The 17,301-nt window shown below is 66.6% G+C and carries 14 protein-coding genes; 6 read left to right on the top strand and 8 right to left on the bottom strand.

Going from position 1 to position 17,301, the window contains the following annotated elements:
• Positions 1-190: 190 nt before the first annotated feature.
• From creD to creB, 3 genes are all read right to left on the bottom strand, one after another.
• Positions 191-1,510, bottom strand: coding sequence for a cell envelope integrity protein CreD (creD, locus tag ACGFZ3_RS02390; RefSeq protein ID WP_392915896.1), 1,320 nt, complete (start codon positions 1,508-1,510; stop codon positions 191-193).
• Positions 1,511-1,571: 61 nt separating this feature from the next.
• Positions 1,572-3,008 (bottom strand): two-component system sensor histidine kinase CreC, encoded by a 1,437-nt coding sequence (creC, locus tag ACGFZ3_RS02385; RefSeq protein WP_392915894.1) that lies wholly within the window; start codon positions 3,006-3,008, stop codon positions 1,572-1,574.
• A gap of 1 nt (position 3,009) precedes the next feature.
• A complete protein-coding gene (gene creB, locus ACGFZ3_RS02380) occupies positions 3,010-3,702 on the bottom strand; it encodes a two-component system response regulator CreB (protein ID WP_392915891.1) in 693 nt (230 codons plus the stop codon).
• 45 nt (positions 3,703-3,747) lie between these two features.
• Here creB and ACGFZ3_RS02375 point away from each other — a divergent pair, with 45 nt between their 5' ends.
• Entirely contained in the window at positions 3,748-4,605 is an 858-nt protein-coding gene (locus tag ACGFZ3_RS02375) for a 23S rRNA (adenine(2030)-N(6))-methyltransferase RlmJ (protein WP_392915888.1), read from the top strand.
• A 94-nt stretch (positions 4,606-4,699) separates the two neighbouring features.
• Complete coding sequence (locus ACGFZ3_RS02370) at positions 4,700-5,245, top strand: GNAT family N-acetyltransferase (RefSeq protein ID WP_392915885.1); 546 nt, start codon at positions 4,700-4,702, stop codon at positions 5,243-5,245.
• A 29-nt stretch (positions 5,246-5,274) separates the two neighbouring features.
• Here the strand turns inward: ACGFZ3_RS02370 and ACGFZ3_RS02365 are convergent, their stop codons facing one another.
• Together ACGFZ3_RS02365 and ACGFZ3_RS02360 are read right to left on the bottom strand one after the other, a co-directional pair.
• Positions 5,275-5,871, bottom strand: a complete 597-nt coding sequence (locus ACGFZ3_RS02365) for a YidB family protein (RefSeq protein ID WP_392915882.1) — start codon at positions 5,869-5,871, stop codon at positions 5,275-5,277.
• 191 nt (positions 5,872-6,062) lie between these two features.
• Complete coding sequence (locus ACGFZ3_RS02360) at positions 6,063-6,578, bottom strand: DJ-1/PfpI family protein (protein WP_392915879.1); 516 nt, start codon at positions 6,576-6,578, stop codon at positions 6,063-6,065.
• Between the two features lie 397 nt (positions 6,579-6,975).
• Here ACGFZ3_RS02360 and mfd point away from each other — a divergent pair, with 397 nt between their 5' ends.
• On the top strand, positions 6,976-10,443 hold the full coding sequence (gene mfd / locus ACGFZ3_RS02355; RefSeq protein ID WP_392915877.1) for a transcription-repair coupling factor: 3,468 nt from the start codon (positions 6,976-6,978) through the stop codon (positions 10,441-10,443).
• 48 nt (positions 10,444-10,491) lie between these two features.
• Here mfd and ACGFZ3_RS02350 read toward each other — a convergent pair whose 3' ends face one another.
• The 3 genes from ACGFZ3_RS02350 to ACGFZ3_RS02340 form a co-directional block, all read right to left on the bottom strand.
• On the bottom strand, positions 10,492-12,588 hold the full coding sequence (locus tag ACGFZ3_RS02350) for a M13 family metallopeptidase (RefSeq protein ID WP_392915874.1): 2,097 nt from the start codon (positions 12,586-12,588) through the stop codon (positions 10,492-10,494).
• A gap of 455 nt (positions 12,589-13,043) precedes the next feature.
• Positions 13,044-13,793 carry a 2,3-diphosphoglycerate-dependent phosphoglycerate mutase gene (gene gpmA / locus ACGFZ3_RS02345; RefSeq protein WP_392915871.1) on the bottom strand — a complete coding sequence of 250 codons (750 nt, stop codon included), beginning with the start codon at positions 13,791-13,793 and terminating at the stop codon, positions 13,044-13,046.
• Positions 13,794-13,850: 57 nt separating this feature from the next.
• On the bottom strand, positions 13,851-14,882 hold the full coding sequence (locus ACGFZ3_RS02340; RefSeq protein WP_392915869.1) for a cation diffusion facilitator family transporter: 1,032 nt from the start codon (positions 14,880-14,882) through the stop codon (positions 13,851-13,853).
• Positions 14,883-15,061: 179 nt separating this feature from the next.
• Between ACGFZ3_RS02340 and ACGFZ3_RS02335 the strand changes: the two genes are divergently transcribed.
• From ACGFZ3_RS02335 to ACGFZ3_RS02325, 3 genes are read left to right on the top strand one after another with little or no spacing between them, the layout of a single operon-like run.
• Positions 15,062-15,412 (top strand): hypothetical protein, encoded by a 351-nt coding sequence (locus ACGFZ3_RS02335; protein WP_392915866.1) that lies wholly within the window; start codon positions 15,062-15,064, stop codon positions 15,410-15,412.
• Positions 15,409-16,986, top strand: coding sequence for a PepSY-associated TM helix domain-containing protein (locus tag ACGFZ3_RS02330; RefSeq protein ID WP_392915863.1), 1,578 nt, complete (start codon positions 15,409-15,411; stop codon positions 16,984-16,986). The genes ACGFZ3_RS02335 and ACGFZ3_RS02330 overlap by 4 nt, the downstream gene beginning before the upstream one ends.
• A complete protein-coding gene (locus ACGFZ3_RS02325; RefSeq protein WP_392915859.1) occupies positions 16,983-17,300 on the top strand; it encodes a DUF3325 domain-containing protein in 318 nt (105 codons plus the stop codon). Before ACGFZ3_RS02330 ends, ACGFZ3_RS02325 begins: the two co-directional genes overlap by 4 nt.
• The last annotated feature ends 1 nt before the right edge of the window (position 17,301 follow it).

The raw sequence follows: 17,301 nt of genomic DNA, 5'->3' as shown, positions 1-17,301 counted from the left end.
GCCGGAATGGACGATCAACATCGCCGGCAACACGTGGTGGGGTCAGGTTGGTCATGGTCCTGTAAGCCGGCGACTACCGACCGGACCCTACCCTGATCACCCACAAAAACCACCCATGCCATTGCACAGCCTGTGCCATGCCGGCCCGGGCAACGCCGAACACGACACTGCGTGCGATGCAGCCGGCGTGTTACCGCAGGCCTGCGCCCAGCTCGTACCAATCAATCCGGCGGGTGATCCACATCGCCGTGGCCAGCACCGCGAACAGCAGCAGCGAGCCCATCAGCAACGCGTTGTTCTCCGACACCAGCAGTCCATACAGCGCGCCATACAACACGGTGAGCATGCCGGCGAAGCCCAGGCCACGCACCCAGCTGCGCAGCACACCGGACAGATACACCGCCTGCAGTCCGATACAGGCAACCGCCGACACCACGTATGCGACCCAGAACGGGATGTGCTCGGACAGGCTCAGCAGCAGCAGGAAGAAGATCGCCAGCGCCAGGCCGACCATCAGGTACTGCAGCGGGTGGATGCGCAGGCGCTTGATCAGTTCGAACAGGATGAAGCCCACGAAGGTGAGTACGATGAACAGGATGCCGTATTTGCTGGCGCGGTCGGCCTGGGTGTAGATGTCGACCGGATTGACCAGCTCCACGCTTACCGTTTCCGGCTCCACGTCGCGGTTGTCGCGCAGCTGGCGCTGCGCTTCGGACGCCAGCGAGGACACTGCCCATTCCGCATCGAACCCCTTCTCGCCCACCTTGCGTTCGTTGGGCAGGAAGCTGCCACCGAACAGCGGGTGCGGCCAGGGCGAGCGGATCGCGATGCGGCTGTCATCGCCTACCGGCACCACCGCCAGCGAGCGCGTTCCATCCAGCACCAGTGACAGCTCGACCTTGCTGGACGCGAGCATGCCGCCGCTGCTCTCGGCAAAGCCCTGCAGCGGCACGTGCAGGCCCTTGCCGATGCCGGTGACATCTCCGATGCCGGGTTGCAGGGTAAGCGCCTCGCCGTCCACCTTCAGGTCGGGCGAGCCGACCAGGCCGCGCACATCCGCAATACCCACGGCCAGGTACGGTGTCCCGTACACCCGCCCCGCCTTCACTGGATAGTCGTCGTCGCTGAACTCGGCGCTGACCGTTGCCTTCCAGGTATAGACCGGGACGCGGAACAGCCCGACCCGGCGTTCGTCCGGCTGCATGCCGCCATCGACCACCAGCTTCGACGGCATCTGCAGCCAGTAGCTCTGCTCGACCTGCGTTTCGATCTTCTTGGTACCTGCCGCGTCGATCACTTCGACCTGGCGGGTGTCGGTCCACGGCACCACCCGGATCGGCCCGGTCAGGGTCTGCGCGCCGGCCCGGCTCTGCGCCACGCGCAGGTAAGCCTGGTCGCGGTACGCCTCGCGTTCGCTGATCACGCCCTTGATCATCATCAGCGGAATCAGCAGCAACAGGATCAGTCCGCCCACGATGGCGAACCGCAACAGCATCTTCAGGGATTTCATCACCCGTCCTCGGTTGGGAAGGGTGCCAGCTTCAGCACGGCCGGTGTGCGGGGTTTGTGCTCTATTTGAAGCGGATGTGAAGTGACGCCATGGCCCCACCGCCTTCGCGGTTGCACAACTCTGCCCGGCCGCCGTGCAGGCGCGCCACCTCCTGCACGAACGACAGCCCCAACCCGGAGCTTCGCTGGCCGGTGGCCGGCCGCGCCAGCGAATAAAAACGTTCAAACACCCGTCCCAGCGCGTATTCCGGCACCCCGCTGCCACGGTCGGCCACGCGCAGCACCACGCCGTCGCCCTCGCGCGATGCGCCGAGCTGGATCCGGCTGCCCGGGCTGGAGAATGCCACTGCGTTCTCCAGCAGATTGTTCAGGGCCTGCCGCAGCAGATAAGCGTCGCCCTGGATCTCCAGGCCGTCGGCCACTTCGATGTCCACCGCGACCGCAGCGGCCTGCGCGCGCACAGCAACCGCATCGGCGGCGGCCCGCAGCAGCGGTGCCAGCGCGATGCGTTCGCGTTTCTGCAGCCAGCCGTGCTGTTCCACTTCAGCCAGCGCCAGCAGCTTGTCGATGGTTTCAGTCAGGCGCTGTTCCTGGCCCTGGATGCTTCGCGCGAAATGGACCCGGTCGGCATCGGGCAGCGGCTCCTGAAGCAGCTCGGCCGCGCCGCGGATCGCCGCCAGGGGGCTCTTCATTTCATGGGTCAGCGATTGTACGTACTGCTCTACATAGGCCTTGCCTTCCAGCTTGCGGCGCATGGTCTCCAGCGCCTGGCCCAGGTCCCCGATCTCGTCGCGGCGCGGCTTGGGCGGTGGTACCGGCTCACCGGCACTGACCGCCCTGGCGTAGCGGTTGAGCCGGTTCACGCCGTGCATGAGCCAGGCGGTCATCAGCAGCCCGACCAGCGCCGACAGCCCGATCAACCAGGCCCCACGCTGCAGGATGGCGCGCTGGCTGGCGGCGATGAACGGATCGATGCTGCGGTTTGGCTGGGCCAGGCTGAGCACGCCGATCAACCTGGTCGGATCGGCCGGGTCATGGATCGGCGCGGCCACGTGCATCACCGAATGCACCTCATCGCCGGGACTTTCCGGGCTGGAGCGCGCGCCGTACTCGCCGCGCAGTGTGCGGTAGACATCATTCCAGCGCGAGTTGTCGCGGCCGATGTCCTGACCGGTGGAGTCATACACGACGATGCCGCGCGCATCGGTGATGGTCACGCGGTAGTCGAGACTGCGCTTCGGAAAGCGCCACACCATCGCCTTGGGATCGCGCCGCTGCGCCCGGGCCAGGTTGGCCACGAACGGGCCCGTGCGGATCTGGCCGGCCTTGAGGTCGGCGGCCGCCATTTCCGCCAGCACATTGGCCGCATCCACCAGCGTGGACTCCATCGCCTGGCGCACCCCGGGCTTCACTTCATTCACGAAGACCCGCATCACGAAGAATGCGGCGATGCCCACGATCAGGAAAAAGCCTAGGAACAGTTTGAGGCCCAGCCGCACGCTACACCTCCAGCGCGTAACCCACGCCGCGATGGGTGCGGATCGGGTCGGGATCTGCCCTGGCGGCACGCAGCTTGGCGCGCAGGGTCTTGACGTGGGTATCCACGGTGCGATCGGCGCTGTCGGCGTCGGTGTCCCAGCCGCGATCCATCAGCTGGGCCCGGCTGAGGATCGCACCGGGGCGCTGCAGCAGCGCGGCCATCAGCGCGTATTCGTAGCGGGTCAGATCAAGCAGCCGCTCGCCAAAACGGATGCGGCGACCCTCGCGATCGATCGCGAAACTGCCGTGCTGCTGCCAGCCCGGCTCGGTGGCGCCCGGTGCCGACGCGCGGCGCAACCGCGCCCGCACCCGCGCCACCAGCTCGCGTGGCGAGAACGGCTTGGCCACGTAGTCGTCAGCACCGAGTTCCAGGCCCAGCACCCGGTCGAACTCGTCGTTGCGGGCGGTCAGGAAGATCACCGGCACGTCGCTGAAGGTGCGCAGCGTGCGGCACACCTCGAAACCGCTCATGTCAGGCAGGCCCACGTCCAGCACTACCACGTCCACCGGTTCCTGGCGCAGCAGCTGCAGCGCGTGCCCGCCCAGCAGGCAATGGCGCGCCCCGTAGCCCTCGCTGCGCAGCGCGTAGAGCACGGTATCGGCGATGGCGGCTTCGTCTTCGACGACCAGTACGTTGTGCAGGGGGCGGTTCATGCACGCAGCATAGCCGCTGGGGCCGCCGCCCCGTACACTGCGCCGATGAATTACCGCCACGCCTTCCATGCCGGCAACCACGCCGATGTGCTCAAGCATATCGTCCAGCTTGCCCTGCTCGACACCTTCAAGCGCAAGGACAGCCCGTTCTTCGTGCTGGACACCCATGGCGGCGCCGGCCGCTACCTGCTGGCCAGCGAGGAGAGCCGCAAGACCCTGGAGGCCGAGGACGGGGTGATGCGGCTGATGGCCCAGCCCAGCCTGCCGGCGGTGGTCGAGCGCTACCTCAAGGCGGTGCAGGCCGACAATCCGGTGGGCGCGATGATCAGCTACCCCGGTTCGCCACTGCTCAGCGCACAGACCCTGCGCGCGCAGGACCGCATGGCGGTGTGCGAACTGCAGGATGCCGAAGCCGCCTCGCTCAAGACCCTGTTCGCCCACGACAGCCGGGTGGCCGTGCTTCATGCCGACGGCTACGCCCAGAACAGGGCACTGCTGCCACCGAAGGCCAATGGGGTGAAAATCGGCCGGGGCCTGGTCCTGATCGACCCCCCCTACGAGGGGCAGGATGCCGAGTACCAACGCATCCTCGCCTCGGTCAGCGAGATCCTGGCGCGCTGGCCGCAGGCCAGCTTCGCCATCTGGTTCCCGATCAAGCAGCGCCGCACCATCCTGCACTTCCTGCGCAAGGCCTGTGCGCTGCCGGTGAAGTCGGTGCTTACAGTAGAACTACTGGTTCGGCCCGATGACTCTCCCCTTCGGCTCAATGGCAGTGGCATGCTGTTGCTCAACCCGCCCTGGCAGTTCGACCAGGTGCTGGCCCCGGCCATGCCTGCGCTGAAGCAGTACCTGGGCGAAGCGGGTGCCAGTACCCGCCTGCAGTGGCTCAAGCAGGCCGAGTAACGCCACGACCGCCCGCTGAACGGCGTGAGTGTTTCGTTCACGGAACGCGCCCCCCGGGATGCGAGAATCCGAAGACCACCAAGGAACCACCGGTATGGCTACCCGTAACCGCATGCCGCCCTGGCACGAAATTTTCAAGGCTCCCAGCGGCCATGAGCTGCTGATCCGCCCCATCCGTCCCGAAGACGGTCCGCCCCTGAAAGAGGCGTTCAGTCTGTTCGGGCCGGAAGAAGTCCGCGATCGCCTGACGCAGTCCGTCGATGCGCTTTCAGACGAGGCGGCCTATCGGCTGACCCATCCCAACGTCAAGACCGAGATCACGCTGGTAGCGGCCGAGAATCTGGCGGCCGGTGATGCGGTGGTGGGGGCGATTGCCCGCGCATCCATCAATCCCGGTACCCGCGAAGCGGAGTACGCCATCCTGATCAGCCGCTTCCTGGTGGGTCAGGGCCTGGGACGGCAGTTGATGCGCAAGCTGGTGAAGTGGGGCCGTGGCAAGTACCTGGATCGTCTGTATGGCGACGTGCTGGAAGTCAACGAGCCCATGAAGCAATTGGCCGCGTCGCTGGGCTTCAAGGCAGTACCGCATCCGCAGGGGACGCCCGGGCTGGTCCGCATGGTGTTGGAACTCGGGTCCTGAGCACCAGGACCTGTCCCTACCGACGGGTCCTATCCAGGCGAGGCGTGGCGGGTGTCCTTCAATGCCGCATCGGCTGAATCGGCCGTACTCCCCTGCCACCCGCAATAGGCCAGCAGCGACAGCAGCAACAGCGGCAACAGCGGCAACAGCCAGCGCCATCGGCGGATGTTCCTGGCCGGCGCCGCATCACGATCCTGCACCGCCGCAGGCTCCGCCTGCGCGCACGTGCGGGCCAAGGGCTCCAGGTCGGCGGGCATGGCCGTCGGCAGCCTGCCGCCGGGGGTTACCGCCCGAACCAGCTGCGGAACGGCTGCAGCCATGACCCCGGCAAGCACGGGTTCCGGCAGCCCGGTTCTTTCCGCGATGACTCGCATATCGGCTACGCCCAAGGCGTGCCTCATTTCGTTGCCGTTGGTGTAACGCATGTTCGGATGGCCCCCCATCCAGGAATCGAACACGTCGCCAAGGCCAATGGCGCAGAACCTGTCCCGAAACGCCATGAAGCCTCCCGGCTCGGCGAACATGAAGCCGGCAAGCACGCCAATGAGCGTTCCGGCCTTGTCGCCCAGCCCCGATACCCGCGTTACATTCTCGATCAAGGTCCCGACAGGTGACATCAGGATCATCTCCGTTGGTAGGTAGCTGCGGCGCAGGTGGCCCGCCCCATCGCCCCCTGCAATGACGGGGGAGACATTGCGCAGATAACGATGTGACGGGCCGCAGGTCTGCTCTGGATGCGCGGCTTTCGATCACCGCGCAGAAATACGCGATACCGGGCACCGCTCCCGGTACCGCGTACCCTTACTGCAACCGCTCGTCAGTCCAGCAGCGCTTTCGCCAGCGCCTGGCTGAACGCCGGTAGATCCTTGGTGTGTCGCGTGGTGATGACCAGATCGTCGACGACCACCTCGCAATCCCTCCATGTCCCGCCCGCTGCATCCACCAATGCCTGGTGCCTGGGGTCGGACGTGGCCTGGCGATCCTTCACCAGTTCGGCAGCGATCAGGACCGGAACCCCCTGGCTGGTCGCGCCGACCGGCTTGCCGGACTTCTCGAACGTGCGCAGGAACTCGAGCACCGGCTTCAGCGATGCGATCTCCGCGCCGCCACTGACCACCACCGCGTGGTAATCCTCGGGATCGGCAACGGCCACTGCCTTGTCCACCTTGTAGGTTTCCTTCGTGTCGGTGACCAGGACATCGGGACTGGATGCGATGACGCTGATCTGCGCGCCCATCCGTCGCAACTCCTGCATGGGCTTGGCCAGGTGCGAATGCTCCACGCCCTGGCCTGCGATGAAGGCAACGTGTTTGCCGCTGAGGCGGTTCTGCATTGAGGACCTCCGCTTGTGGTGGAGGCGTCATGTTGGTGACGCATACATGATGCTTTTGTCACTGCGATGTCGCGTTTCTGTAATGACGTCATCACCTCGATTTCCACATCACACTCACGCAGCATGTCGCTATCGGCGGCTTTTCCCGAGTTTCAGCACCCCGCCTCTCAATTGGCTGACGTTTTTGACGAGTTCGCACCGTTGGGATAGCGTGATATTCATTCCACTTACCCACATTCGTAGCTTCTGATTTCAATCGCTGCTCCAAATCCGATCGACAAATTCGATGATTGACGGGCGGACCCGGCCCCAGCGCGCAGGGCGGCGCCGCGCTGAACAGTCCGTCCGCGACGGCAAAGGCGCCCATCGCGACAGGCTCTGGTAAAATCAGCGGTTCATGTCACCCACTCCCTATCCCGCACCGCCGCTGCCCCGTTCCGGCCAGCTCCGCGCCTGGTGGCGCGCTCCCGCATCGCCCACGGCGCTGGCGTGGTACATCGCCCGCGCTGCGGAAACGCATGACGGGCCATTGCTGGTCATCGCGCGCGACAACCATGGCGCCAACCAGATCGAGTCGGATCTGCGCACCCTGCTGGGCAGCGCATCGGCGCTGCCGGTGGTGGCGTTCCCGGATTGGGAAACCCTGCCCTACGATGCGTTCAGCCCGCATCCGGACATCATTTCGCAGCGCCTGGCTGCCCTGCACCAGCTGCCGACGCTTCACCAGGGCATCGTGGTGGTACCCGTACAGACCCTGCTGCAACAGCTGGCGCCGCTCAAGTACATCATCGGCGGCAGCTTTGACCTGAAGGTCGGCCAGCGCCTGGACCTGGATGCGGAAAAGCGCCGCCTCGAAGCCGCCGCCTACCGGAACGTGCCGCAGGTGATGGATCCGGGCGATTTCGCCGTACGTGGCGGCCTGCTCGATGTGTTCCCGATGGGTGCCGATGCCCCGTTGCGGATCGAGCTGCTCGATGAGGACATCGATTCGATCCGCGCCTTCGACCCGGAGAGCCAGCGCTCGCTGGACAAGGTGGACGCGGTGCGCATGCTGCCCGGCCGCGAGGTGCCGCTGGACGAACTGAGCGTGTCGCGGGTGCTGGCCACCCTGCGCGAGCGCTTCGACGTGGATACCCGGCGCAGCGCGCTGTACCAGGATCTCAAGTCCGGGCTGGCGCCGGCTGGGGTGGAGTACTACCTGCCCTTGTTCTTCGACGGCACCGCCACCCTGTTCGACTACCTGCAGCCCAACGCGTTGCCGGTGATCGCGCCGGGCGTGGGTGAGGCGGCCGCCTCGTTCTGGGCGCAGACCGGGAACCGATTCGAACAGCGCCGCCACGACCTGGAGCGGCCGCTGCTGGCGCCCACCGAGCTGTACCTCAGCCCGGAAGCCTTGAGCGCGCGCCTGAACTCACTACCGCGTATCGAGGTGTGGAGCGCCGACCACCCGCGCATCGACGAAGCAAAGCCGCTCGGCGACCAGCCGCTGCCGCCGCTGCCGGTGGCCGCGCGTGACGCGCCGACCGGGGAAGCGCTGAAGTCGTTCCTGGGCCACTACCCGGGCCGGGTGCTTATCGCGGCCGATTCGCCGGGCCGCCGTGAAGCGTTGCTGGAAGTACTGCTGTCGGCGGAGCTGAAACCGCCGGTGGTGGCCGACCTGCCCACCTTCCTGGCCGATGCGGGCCAGCGGTTTGCCATCACCGTGGCGCCGTTGGAAGACGGCTTCGCACTGGATCTGCCGCAATTGGCGGTCCTGACCGAACGGCAGCTGTTCCCCGAGCGCGCCGGCACCACCCGGCGCAGTCGCCGTGTCGGGCGCGAGCCCGAAGCGATCATCCGCGACCTGGGTGAGCTGACCGAAGGCGCACCCATCGTCCATGAAGACCACGGCGTGGGCCGCTACCGGGGATTGATCGTGCTCGATGCCGGCGGCATGCCCGGCGAGTTCCTGGAAATCGAATATGCCAAGGGCGACCGGTTGTACGTGCCGGTGGCCCAGCTGCACCTGATCAGCCGCTACTCCGGTGCCTCGCCGGAAACCGCACCGCTGCATTCGCTGGGTGGCGAACAGTGGAGCAAGGCCAAGCGCCGCGCAGCCGAGAAGGTCCGCGACGTGGCGGCCGAACTGCTCGAGATCCAGGCGCGGCGCCGAGCACGCGCCGGCCTGGCGCTGCACGTGGACCGGGCAATGTACGAGCCGTTCGCGGCCGGCTTCCCGTTCGAAGAGACCGGCGACCAGCTCGCCGCCATCGACGCCACCCTGCGCGACCTGGCCAGCAGCCAGCCGATGGACCGTGTGGTCTGCGGCGACGTTGGCTTCGGCAAGACCGAGGTGGCGGTGCGTGCCGCGTTCGCCGCCGCCAGCGCCGGCAAGCAGGTTGCGGTACTGGTGCCCACTACCCTGCTGGCCGAACAGCACTACCGCAATTTCCGCGACCGTTTCGCCGATTGGCCGCTCAAGGTGGAAGTGCTGTCGCGCTTCAAGAGCACCAAGGAAATCAAGGCCGAACTGGAGAAGGTGGCGGCCGGTACCATCGACGTCATCATCGGTACCCACCGCCTGCTGCAGCCGGACGTGAAGTTCAAGGACCTGGGCCTGGTGGTGGTGGATGAGGAGCAACGCTTCGGCGTGCGCCAGAAGGAAGCGCTTAAGGCGATGCGTGCCAACGTGCACCTGCTGACCCTGACCGCAACCCCGATTCCGCGCACGCTCAACATGGCCATGGCCGGCCTGCGCGACCTGTCAATCATCGCCACCCCGCCGCCGAACCGGCTGGCGGTGCAGACCTTCATCACCGCCTGGGACAACGCACTGCTGCGCGAAGCGTTCCAGCGCGAACTGGCGCGTGGCGGCCAGCTTTACTTCCTGCACAACGACGTGGAGAGCATCGGCCGCATGCAGCGCGACCTGGCCGAACTGGTGCCCGAAGCGCGCATCGGCATTGCCCACGGGCAGATGCCCGAACGCGAGCTGGAACGGGTGATGCTGGATTTCCAGAAGCAGCGCTACAACGTGCTGCTGTCGACCACGATCATCGAATCGGGCATCGACATCCCCAACGCCAACACCATCATCATCAATCGTGCCGACCGTTTCGGCCTGGCCCAGCTGCATCAGCTGCGCGGTCGCGTCGGCCGGTCGCATCACCGCGCCTATGCGTACCTGGTGGTCCCGGACAAGCGCTCGATGACCCCCGATGCCGAAAAGCGCCTGGAAGCCATCGCTTCGATGGACGAACTCGGCGCCGGCTTCACCCTGGCCACCCACGACCTTGAGATCCGTGGTGCCGGCGAACTGCTGGGCGAGGACCAGAGCGGGCAGATGGCCGAAGTGGGCTTCAGCCTGTACACCGAACTGCTCGAACGCGCGGTGCGCAGCATCCGCCTGGGCAAGCTGCCCGACCTGGATGCGGGTGAGGAAGCGCGCGGTGCCGAGGTCGAACTGCATGTGCCGGCACTGATCCCGGACGACTACCTGCCCGACGTGCACACCCGCCTGACGTTGTACAAACGCATCAGCAGCGCACGCGACAACACGGCGTTGCGCGAACTGCAGGTGGAGATGATCGACCGCTTCGGGCTGCTGCCCGATGCCGCCAAGCACCTGTTCGCAGTGGCAGAGCTGAAACTGCAGTGCAATGCGCTGGGCATCCGCAAGCTGGAACTGGGCGAGAACGGCGGCCGCATCGTGTTCGAGGCCAAGCCCTCCATCGACCCGATGGCGGTGATCCAGATGATCCAGAAGCAGCCCAAGCTCTACACCATGGACGGCCCGGACAAGCTGCGGATCAAACACCCGCTGCCGTTGCCCGAAGACCGTTTCAACGCGGCCAAGGCACTTCTGGCAACCCTGGCGCCGAACTGACGGCCGGCGCTACGGAGACGGCCCGGCATCGCTGCCGGGCCGTTTTCGTTACCAGATCACCACACGCTTGTCGTCCGGGCGCACCATCGCGTCGCCCGGCTTGCAGTCGAACGCCTGCGCGAACGCCGGCATGTTCGACGGCGCACCATTGGCACGGAAGTTCGCCGGCGCATGCGGGTCGGTGTTCAGGCGCACGCGCAGTTCGCCATCGGTGAAGTTGCGGCGCCACACCGTGGCCCAATTCATGAAGAAGCGCTGGTCCTGGCTGTAGCCATCCACGGCGACATTGGCCTTCGGGTTCTCCTTCAAGGCCATCTGCAATGCATCGTAGGCGACGGTCAGGCCGCCCAGGTCGCCGATATTCTCACCCAGGGTGAGTTTGCCCTTGACGTTCACGCCCGGCAGCGATTCGTAGCCATCGAACTGTGCCACCAGCTGGTCGGTGCGGCCAGTGAAGGCCTTGCGGTCGCTGTCGGTCCACCAGTTGTCGAAGTTGCCGTTGGCGGCAAACTGGCTGCCCGAATCATCGTAACCGTGCATCATTTCGTGGCCGATCACCGCACCGATGCCACCGTAGTTCAGTGCCGGGTCGGCCTTGGCGTCGAAGAACGGCGCCTGCAGGATCGCGGCCGGGAACACGATCTCGTTCTTGGTCGCGTTGTAATAGGCATTCACCGTCTGCGGGGTCATGCCCCACTCGGTCTTGTCGACCGGCTTGCCGATCTTGTTGAGCATGTAGCGGTAATTGAACGCGCGCGCGGCCTGCATGTTGCCCAGGTAGCTGTCACCGTTGGTCTCCAAGCCCGACCAGTCGCGCCACTTGTCCGGGTAGCCGATCTTCGGGGTGAAGCTGGCCCACTTCTCCAGCGCCTTTTTGCGGGTGTCTTCGCCCATCCACTCCAGCTTCTCCAGGCGTGCCTTGAGTGCCACCGAGAGGTTCTCCACCAAGTGCTGCATCTGTTCCTTGGATTCGGCCGGGAACACCGCGTCAACATAAAGCTGGCCCAGGCCTTCGCCGATGGAGGTGTTGACCGACTCGAGCACGCGCTTCCAGCGCGGCTGCATTTCCTTCTGGCCACGCAGGGTGGTGCCGTAGAAGTCGAAGTTGGCCTTCTCGAACGCGCTGCTCAGGTACGGCGCGGCGTCATCGACGGTGTGGAAGCGCAGGTAGGCCTGCCAGGTCGAGGCCGGCACTTCGGTAAGCATTTTGTCCACTTCGCTGAAGAAGCCCGGCTGGGCCAGCGAGAATTTCTGTGCGGCCGGCACCTTCAGGGTGTCGAACAGCGCGGTCCAGCTGAAGTTCGGGGTGAGCTTGTCCGCTTCCGCGGCGCTGACCGGGTTGTAGCGCTTGGCCGGGTCACGCAGTTCGATGCGCGACAGCGAGGCCTTGGCCAGGCGGGTTTCGAAGTCCATCACCGCCTGCGCCTGGGTCTTGGCCTGCGCGGCGTCCACGCCGGACAGGGTCAGCGCCTGCGCGATGTAGGCCACATAGGCCTCGCGGATCTTGGCCTGCGATTCGTCGAAGTAGTAACCCTTCTCCGGAAGACCAAGCCCGCCCTGGCCGACATAGGCGATGACGTTGGCCGAGTCCTTGTAATCGGCGTTGGCGAACAGCGAGAACAGCACGCCCTGACCCTGCGCCTGGCTGTCGCGCAGGTACTGGGTGATGGCGGCGGTGTCGTTCAGCGCCGCGATCTTGTCCAGCTGCGGCTGCAGCGGCGCGATGCCCGCCGCTTCGATCCTGGCTTCATCCGAACCGGTCTTCCAGATATCGCCGATCTTGGCTTCCACCGAGCCAGCCTTGGCCTGGCTGGCGGCCGCCTGCTGGACCAGCGCGTGCTGCACTTCCAGCGAGCGCTCGCGCAGGATCTCGAAGCTGCCCCAGGTGGTCTGGTCGTTCGGCACCGGGTTGGCCTTGAGCCAGCTGCTGTTGACGAACCCGTTGAGGTCGGTACACGCGGCGATGGCCGGGTCCAGGTCAGCGCTGTTGAGCGAGATCAGCGGCGTCTTGATCTGCGACAGATCGAACGCCGGCTTGGCATCGGCCACGGCGGCGGCCGGCGCGGTATCGGTCTTGCCACAGGCCGCCAGCGACGCGGCGATGGCAACGGTCAGGCCCAGCGGGACCAGCTTGCAAAACTTCATTCGACTCTCCGGCTACAGGGAAGCATCACCCGCAATGCAGGCAATCGGGCAGCGTAGCGCGGGTGGGCTGTACTTGGACCGGCCAAAGGTCACAGGCGCGCTTTGGTTTCGCGTGTAAAGCGTTGGCGTATCAGTTGTTACGGGCTGGGAGGCCGACGGGCATTCCGTGTGCGGATGCGAAGAGCTGACACGCATGGCGTGTCACTACGCCGCACGCATGATCTGGTTTTGATCTTCCGTGGCCTCCGACAATTCGTCGAAGGTGGGACGGGGCGGGTTTGCGGGACTGTAGAAAACATGGATGTTTTCTACAAGCCTCCATGGACGGATTCACGGCGTGTCCCGCAAACCCGCACCGTCCCGCCAAACCGCAGATGCACTGAGCCCGCGGCTGTTCGCGGAATCCAACAGCAGCCGGGCAGAGCCCGGCTCTACAACGTCGTGCAACCAGGCAATTATTTTGCTTTGCCTTGGTTCGCCACGGCCTCAGCGGCCTTGCGCGCGGCTTCCGGGTCGCCCAGGTAGCGGAACGACTGCACGGTCAGGTCTTCGTTGAGCTCGAACAGCAACGGAATGCCGGTCGGAATGTTGAGTTCCAGGATGGCTTCCTGCGAGACGTTGTTGAGGTACTTGTACAGCGCGCGCAGCGAATTGCCGTGCGCGGTGACCAGCACCGTCTTGCCGTCCTTCAGCTGCGGCGCGATTGCATCGAACCAGTACGGCAGCACGCGGTCCAGCGTGGTCGCCAGCGACTCCGTGCCCGGCAGCGCGTTGCGGTCCAGCGTCGAATAGCGACGGTCGTGGATCGGGTGGCCCGGGTCTTCGCGGTCCATCGCCGGCGGCGGGACGTCGTACGAACGGCGCCAGATCTTGACCTGGTCCTCGCCGTGCCTGGCCGCCGTCTCGGCCTTGTCCAGGCCCTGCAGCCCACCGTAGTGACGCTCGTTCAGGCGCCAGCTCTTGCTCACCGGCAACCAGTCCTGATCCAGCTCGGCCAGCGCGCCCTGCAGCGTGTGGATCGCCCGCTTCAGCACCGACGTGTGCGCCACATCGAACTGAAGCCCCTCCTCGCGCATCAGGCGGCCGGCGGCGGCAGCCTCACGGCGGCCCTGCTCGGTCAGTTCCACATCCACCCAACCGGTGAAGCGGTTGTCCAGGTTCCACTGGCTCTGGCCGTGGCGCAACAGTACGAGTTTCCGGGTCACTGCGGTTTCTCCGAGGGGATGGCAAGGCAGGCCGCCATTGTAGCGGCAGCAGCAAGTTCAGGGATGTGGATGCCCATGATGGCCCTGCGCGTCCGGGATGCTGCGGCGCGGCTCGTGCGTCCGCCCGTGCGCGTGTCCCGGGTGATCATGTCCATGCGCATGGTCATGGGCGCCATGTGGCGCGCCACCCGCCGGCGTGCCGTCGCCGCAATCATCCCCGCAATGGTCCGACTCGATCTGCAGCGTCACATGATCGATGCCGAAATCCTCATGCAGCGCCGTGCCCAGCCGGCGGCGCAGACCATCCGCATCCACCCCTTCGGCGACCACCACATGCGCGGTCAGCGCCGGCGTGCTCGATGCAAGCGCCCACACATGCAGATCGTGCACATCCTGCACGCCCGCATGCGCGCACAACCGCGCGCGCACCGCCTCCACCTGGATGCCCTTGGGCACGCCTTCCAGCAGCACGTTGATCGCCTCGCGCATCAGCACCCACGTGCGCGGCAGCACCCACAGCCCGATCAGCAACGCCAGGATCGGATCAATCGGCTTCCAGCCCGTCCAGCGGATCAGCAGCGCGCCGATGATCACCGCCACCGAGCCCAGCATGTCCGCCCACACCTCCAGGTACGCGCCTTTGACGTTGAGGCTTTCGCCACTGCCCGCACGCAGCAGCCGCATCGAAATCAGGTTGATGAGCAACCCGAACGCTGCAATCACCAGCATCCCGGTCGACGCGATCTCCTGCGGCTGGCGGAACCGGGCCACCGCCTCCCACAGGATGTAGCCGGCCACCACGAACAGCATGCCGCCGTTGATCATCGCGCCCAGCGCTTCCAGCCGCGCATACCCATACGTACGCCGCGCATCCGGCGGACGCCGGCTCAGCCGCACCGCCACCAGCGCGATCATCAGCGCCAGCGTGTCGGTGGCCATGTGCGCCGCGTCGGACAACAGCGCCAGGCTGTTGGTCCAGAACGCCCCCACCACCTCGACGATGAGGAAGGTGGTCGTCAGCCCCAGCGCCCACCACAACGGCTTCTCGTGGCGGATCTCGCTCGGCAGGTGATCGTGGTCGTGACCCATGGCAACAGCTCCTGTGCAATGGGCAAAGCCTACTGCGGCGATCGCTGGGGAGACTATTACGTTGTTTATAACGTTGCATCACAAACCGCCGGGCGGCGCATCCCTCGATGGAGGGATTCGACAGGGTGGTCCGCGTCAAATAATATTGATTCTCAATTGCTTTCCAGCCCGTCGCCACCGTGCCCCGTCCGCAATCGCCCTCCCCGTCCCCGACCGTACCGGCCGGTGCCACCCCACGCCGCGCATCGCCGCGCAAGGCCGGCAACGGCGTGCTCTGGGCGCGTGGTGGGCTGGCCCTGATCGGCGGCTACACGGTTGCGGCCACCTGGGCTGCCGCACTGGCGCGCCTGCTGCCCGGCAGCCTCGCCGATGCCGCATTGGCCGCCACCATGACCTCGTTCGTGATCTACACCCTGGCCGCGATCTGGGCCTATGCCGCGCGCAGCATCGCGCGCGCGGCAGTGGGGCTGGCACTCGCCGCCGCCGTCGGCGTGGCACTGTCCACCCTGCTGGCCGGGAGCGTGGCGTGAGCCAGGGCTTCCGCCAGTCGCAGGCGGTGCTGCACACCTGGTCCGGCCTGGTGGTCGGCTGGGTGCTGTACCTGATCTTCATCGCCGGCACCGCCAGCTACTGGCGGGTGGAACTGACCCGCTGGATGCAGCCGGAACTGACCCTTCCGGCCAGCTCAAGCGTCGCCTTGGAACAGGCGCAGGCCTTCCTGGCGCGCACCGCGCCGGATGCTACGCGCTGGTCCATCGAACTCCCCGGCAGCCGCAGCAATGCCACCACCGTGCGCTGGCAGCCCGAGGATGCGCCGGAACCGAAACGCGGCCAGCCCAACCCGTGGCAGGCCACGCTGGATGCCAACGGCGCCCCGGTGCAGGCGCGCGACACGCGCGGCGGCGATTTCTTCTACCGCCTGCACTTCGACCTGCACTACGTGCCGGTGATCTGGGCGCGCTGGTTCGTCTGCTTCTGCACGATGTTCATGCTGGTGGCCATCGTCAGCGGCGTGATCACCCACAAGAAGATCTTCGCCGACTTCTTCACCCTGCGCCGCGGCAAGGGCCAGCGCAGCTGGCTGGACGGGCACAACGCACTGGCGGTGCTGTCGCTGCCGTTCCACCTGATGATCACCTACACCGGCTTGATCACGCTGATGACGGTGTACATGCCGTGGGCGGTGGACGCCAACTTCGGCGGGCGCGATGCGTTCTTCGCCGAGCTGTTCCCGCGCGAGGCCAAGGTCGAGCCGCTGGGCCAGGCCGCCACGCCACCGGCGCTGGCGGCGCTGCTACCGGTGGCCGCACGCCAGTGGGGCGAAGGCCATGCCGCATCCGTGGTGGTCGACCAGCCCGGCGATGCGGCGATGCGCATCACCCTGCGCCGCGACAGTGGCGACCGCATTGCCGACAGCGGCGAACCGCTGCGCTTCGATGCCCGCGGCGCGCTGCTGGGTGAGGCCCCACGACGCTCGGCCACCGTGTACACCCGCGACGGCATGATCGGCATGCACGCCGCGCGTTTCGCCCCCACCGCGATGCGCTGGCTGTTCTTCCTGTCCGGTGTGGCCGGCACGCTGATGGTCGCCACCGGGCTGGTGCTGTGGACGGTGAAACGGCGCGAACAGCTGCCCGATCCCGCCCGCCCGCACCTGGGTTTCCGCATCGTGGAGCGCCTGAACATCGGCTTCGTGGCCGGCCTGCCGGTGGCGATGCTCGCGTTCCTGTGGGGCAACCGGTTGCTGCCTACCGCACTGGAGCAACGTTCCAAGGCTGAAGTCAGCGTGTTTTTCGCCGCCTGGGCGCTGTGCCTGGTGCATGCCACGCTGCGCCTGCCGCGCCGCGCGTGGGTGGAACAGCTCGCCTGTGCAGGCGTGCTCGCCATACTGCTGCCGGTGTTCAATGTGGCGGTCTGGCACGGCGGCATGTTCACCGCCTTTGCGACAGGCGACCTGGCCAAGGGCGGCATGGATGCCGGCCTGCTGCTGATCGGTGCGGGCCTGCTGTGGGCCGCCCGCAGGGTCAACCGGCATGTGCCGGTGCCGCGCCGCGTGCGTGCGCCACGCGCCAGCGCGGCCACCGTGACCGTGCCCAGCACATGACCGTGCTTGCGCTGCTGCTGTCGCTGCTCGGCTTCCTGTGCCTGTCGCTGGCCATGGAACGCCACCACCGGGATGTCTTCGGTGCCGCCCCTGCGCTGGCGCGCCGCCGCCGGCTGCGGCTGCTCGGCTGGGTCGCATTGACCGCCGCCGTGGCCTGCAGCATCGGCGCCTGGGGTATCGCCTACGGCGTCATTGCCGGCTGCGGCATCCTCGCCGCCGGGGCCGCCCTGCCTCTGCTCTGGCTCAGCTACCGGATCGCGCCCACGGCGCGACCCTCGCCCCGCCCCGCCGCATCGCGCGCGCCCGATTCCTGAT

Source organism: Stenotrophomonas sp. NPDC047960 (assembly GCF_043204395.1).
Lineage (GTDB): Bacteria > Pseudomonadota > Gammaproteobacteria > Xanthomonadales > Xanthomonadaceae > Stenotrophomonas.
Note: the sequence above shows the minus strand (reverse complement) of the source record. Positions and strands in the feature narration are given on the sequence as shown.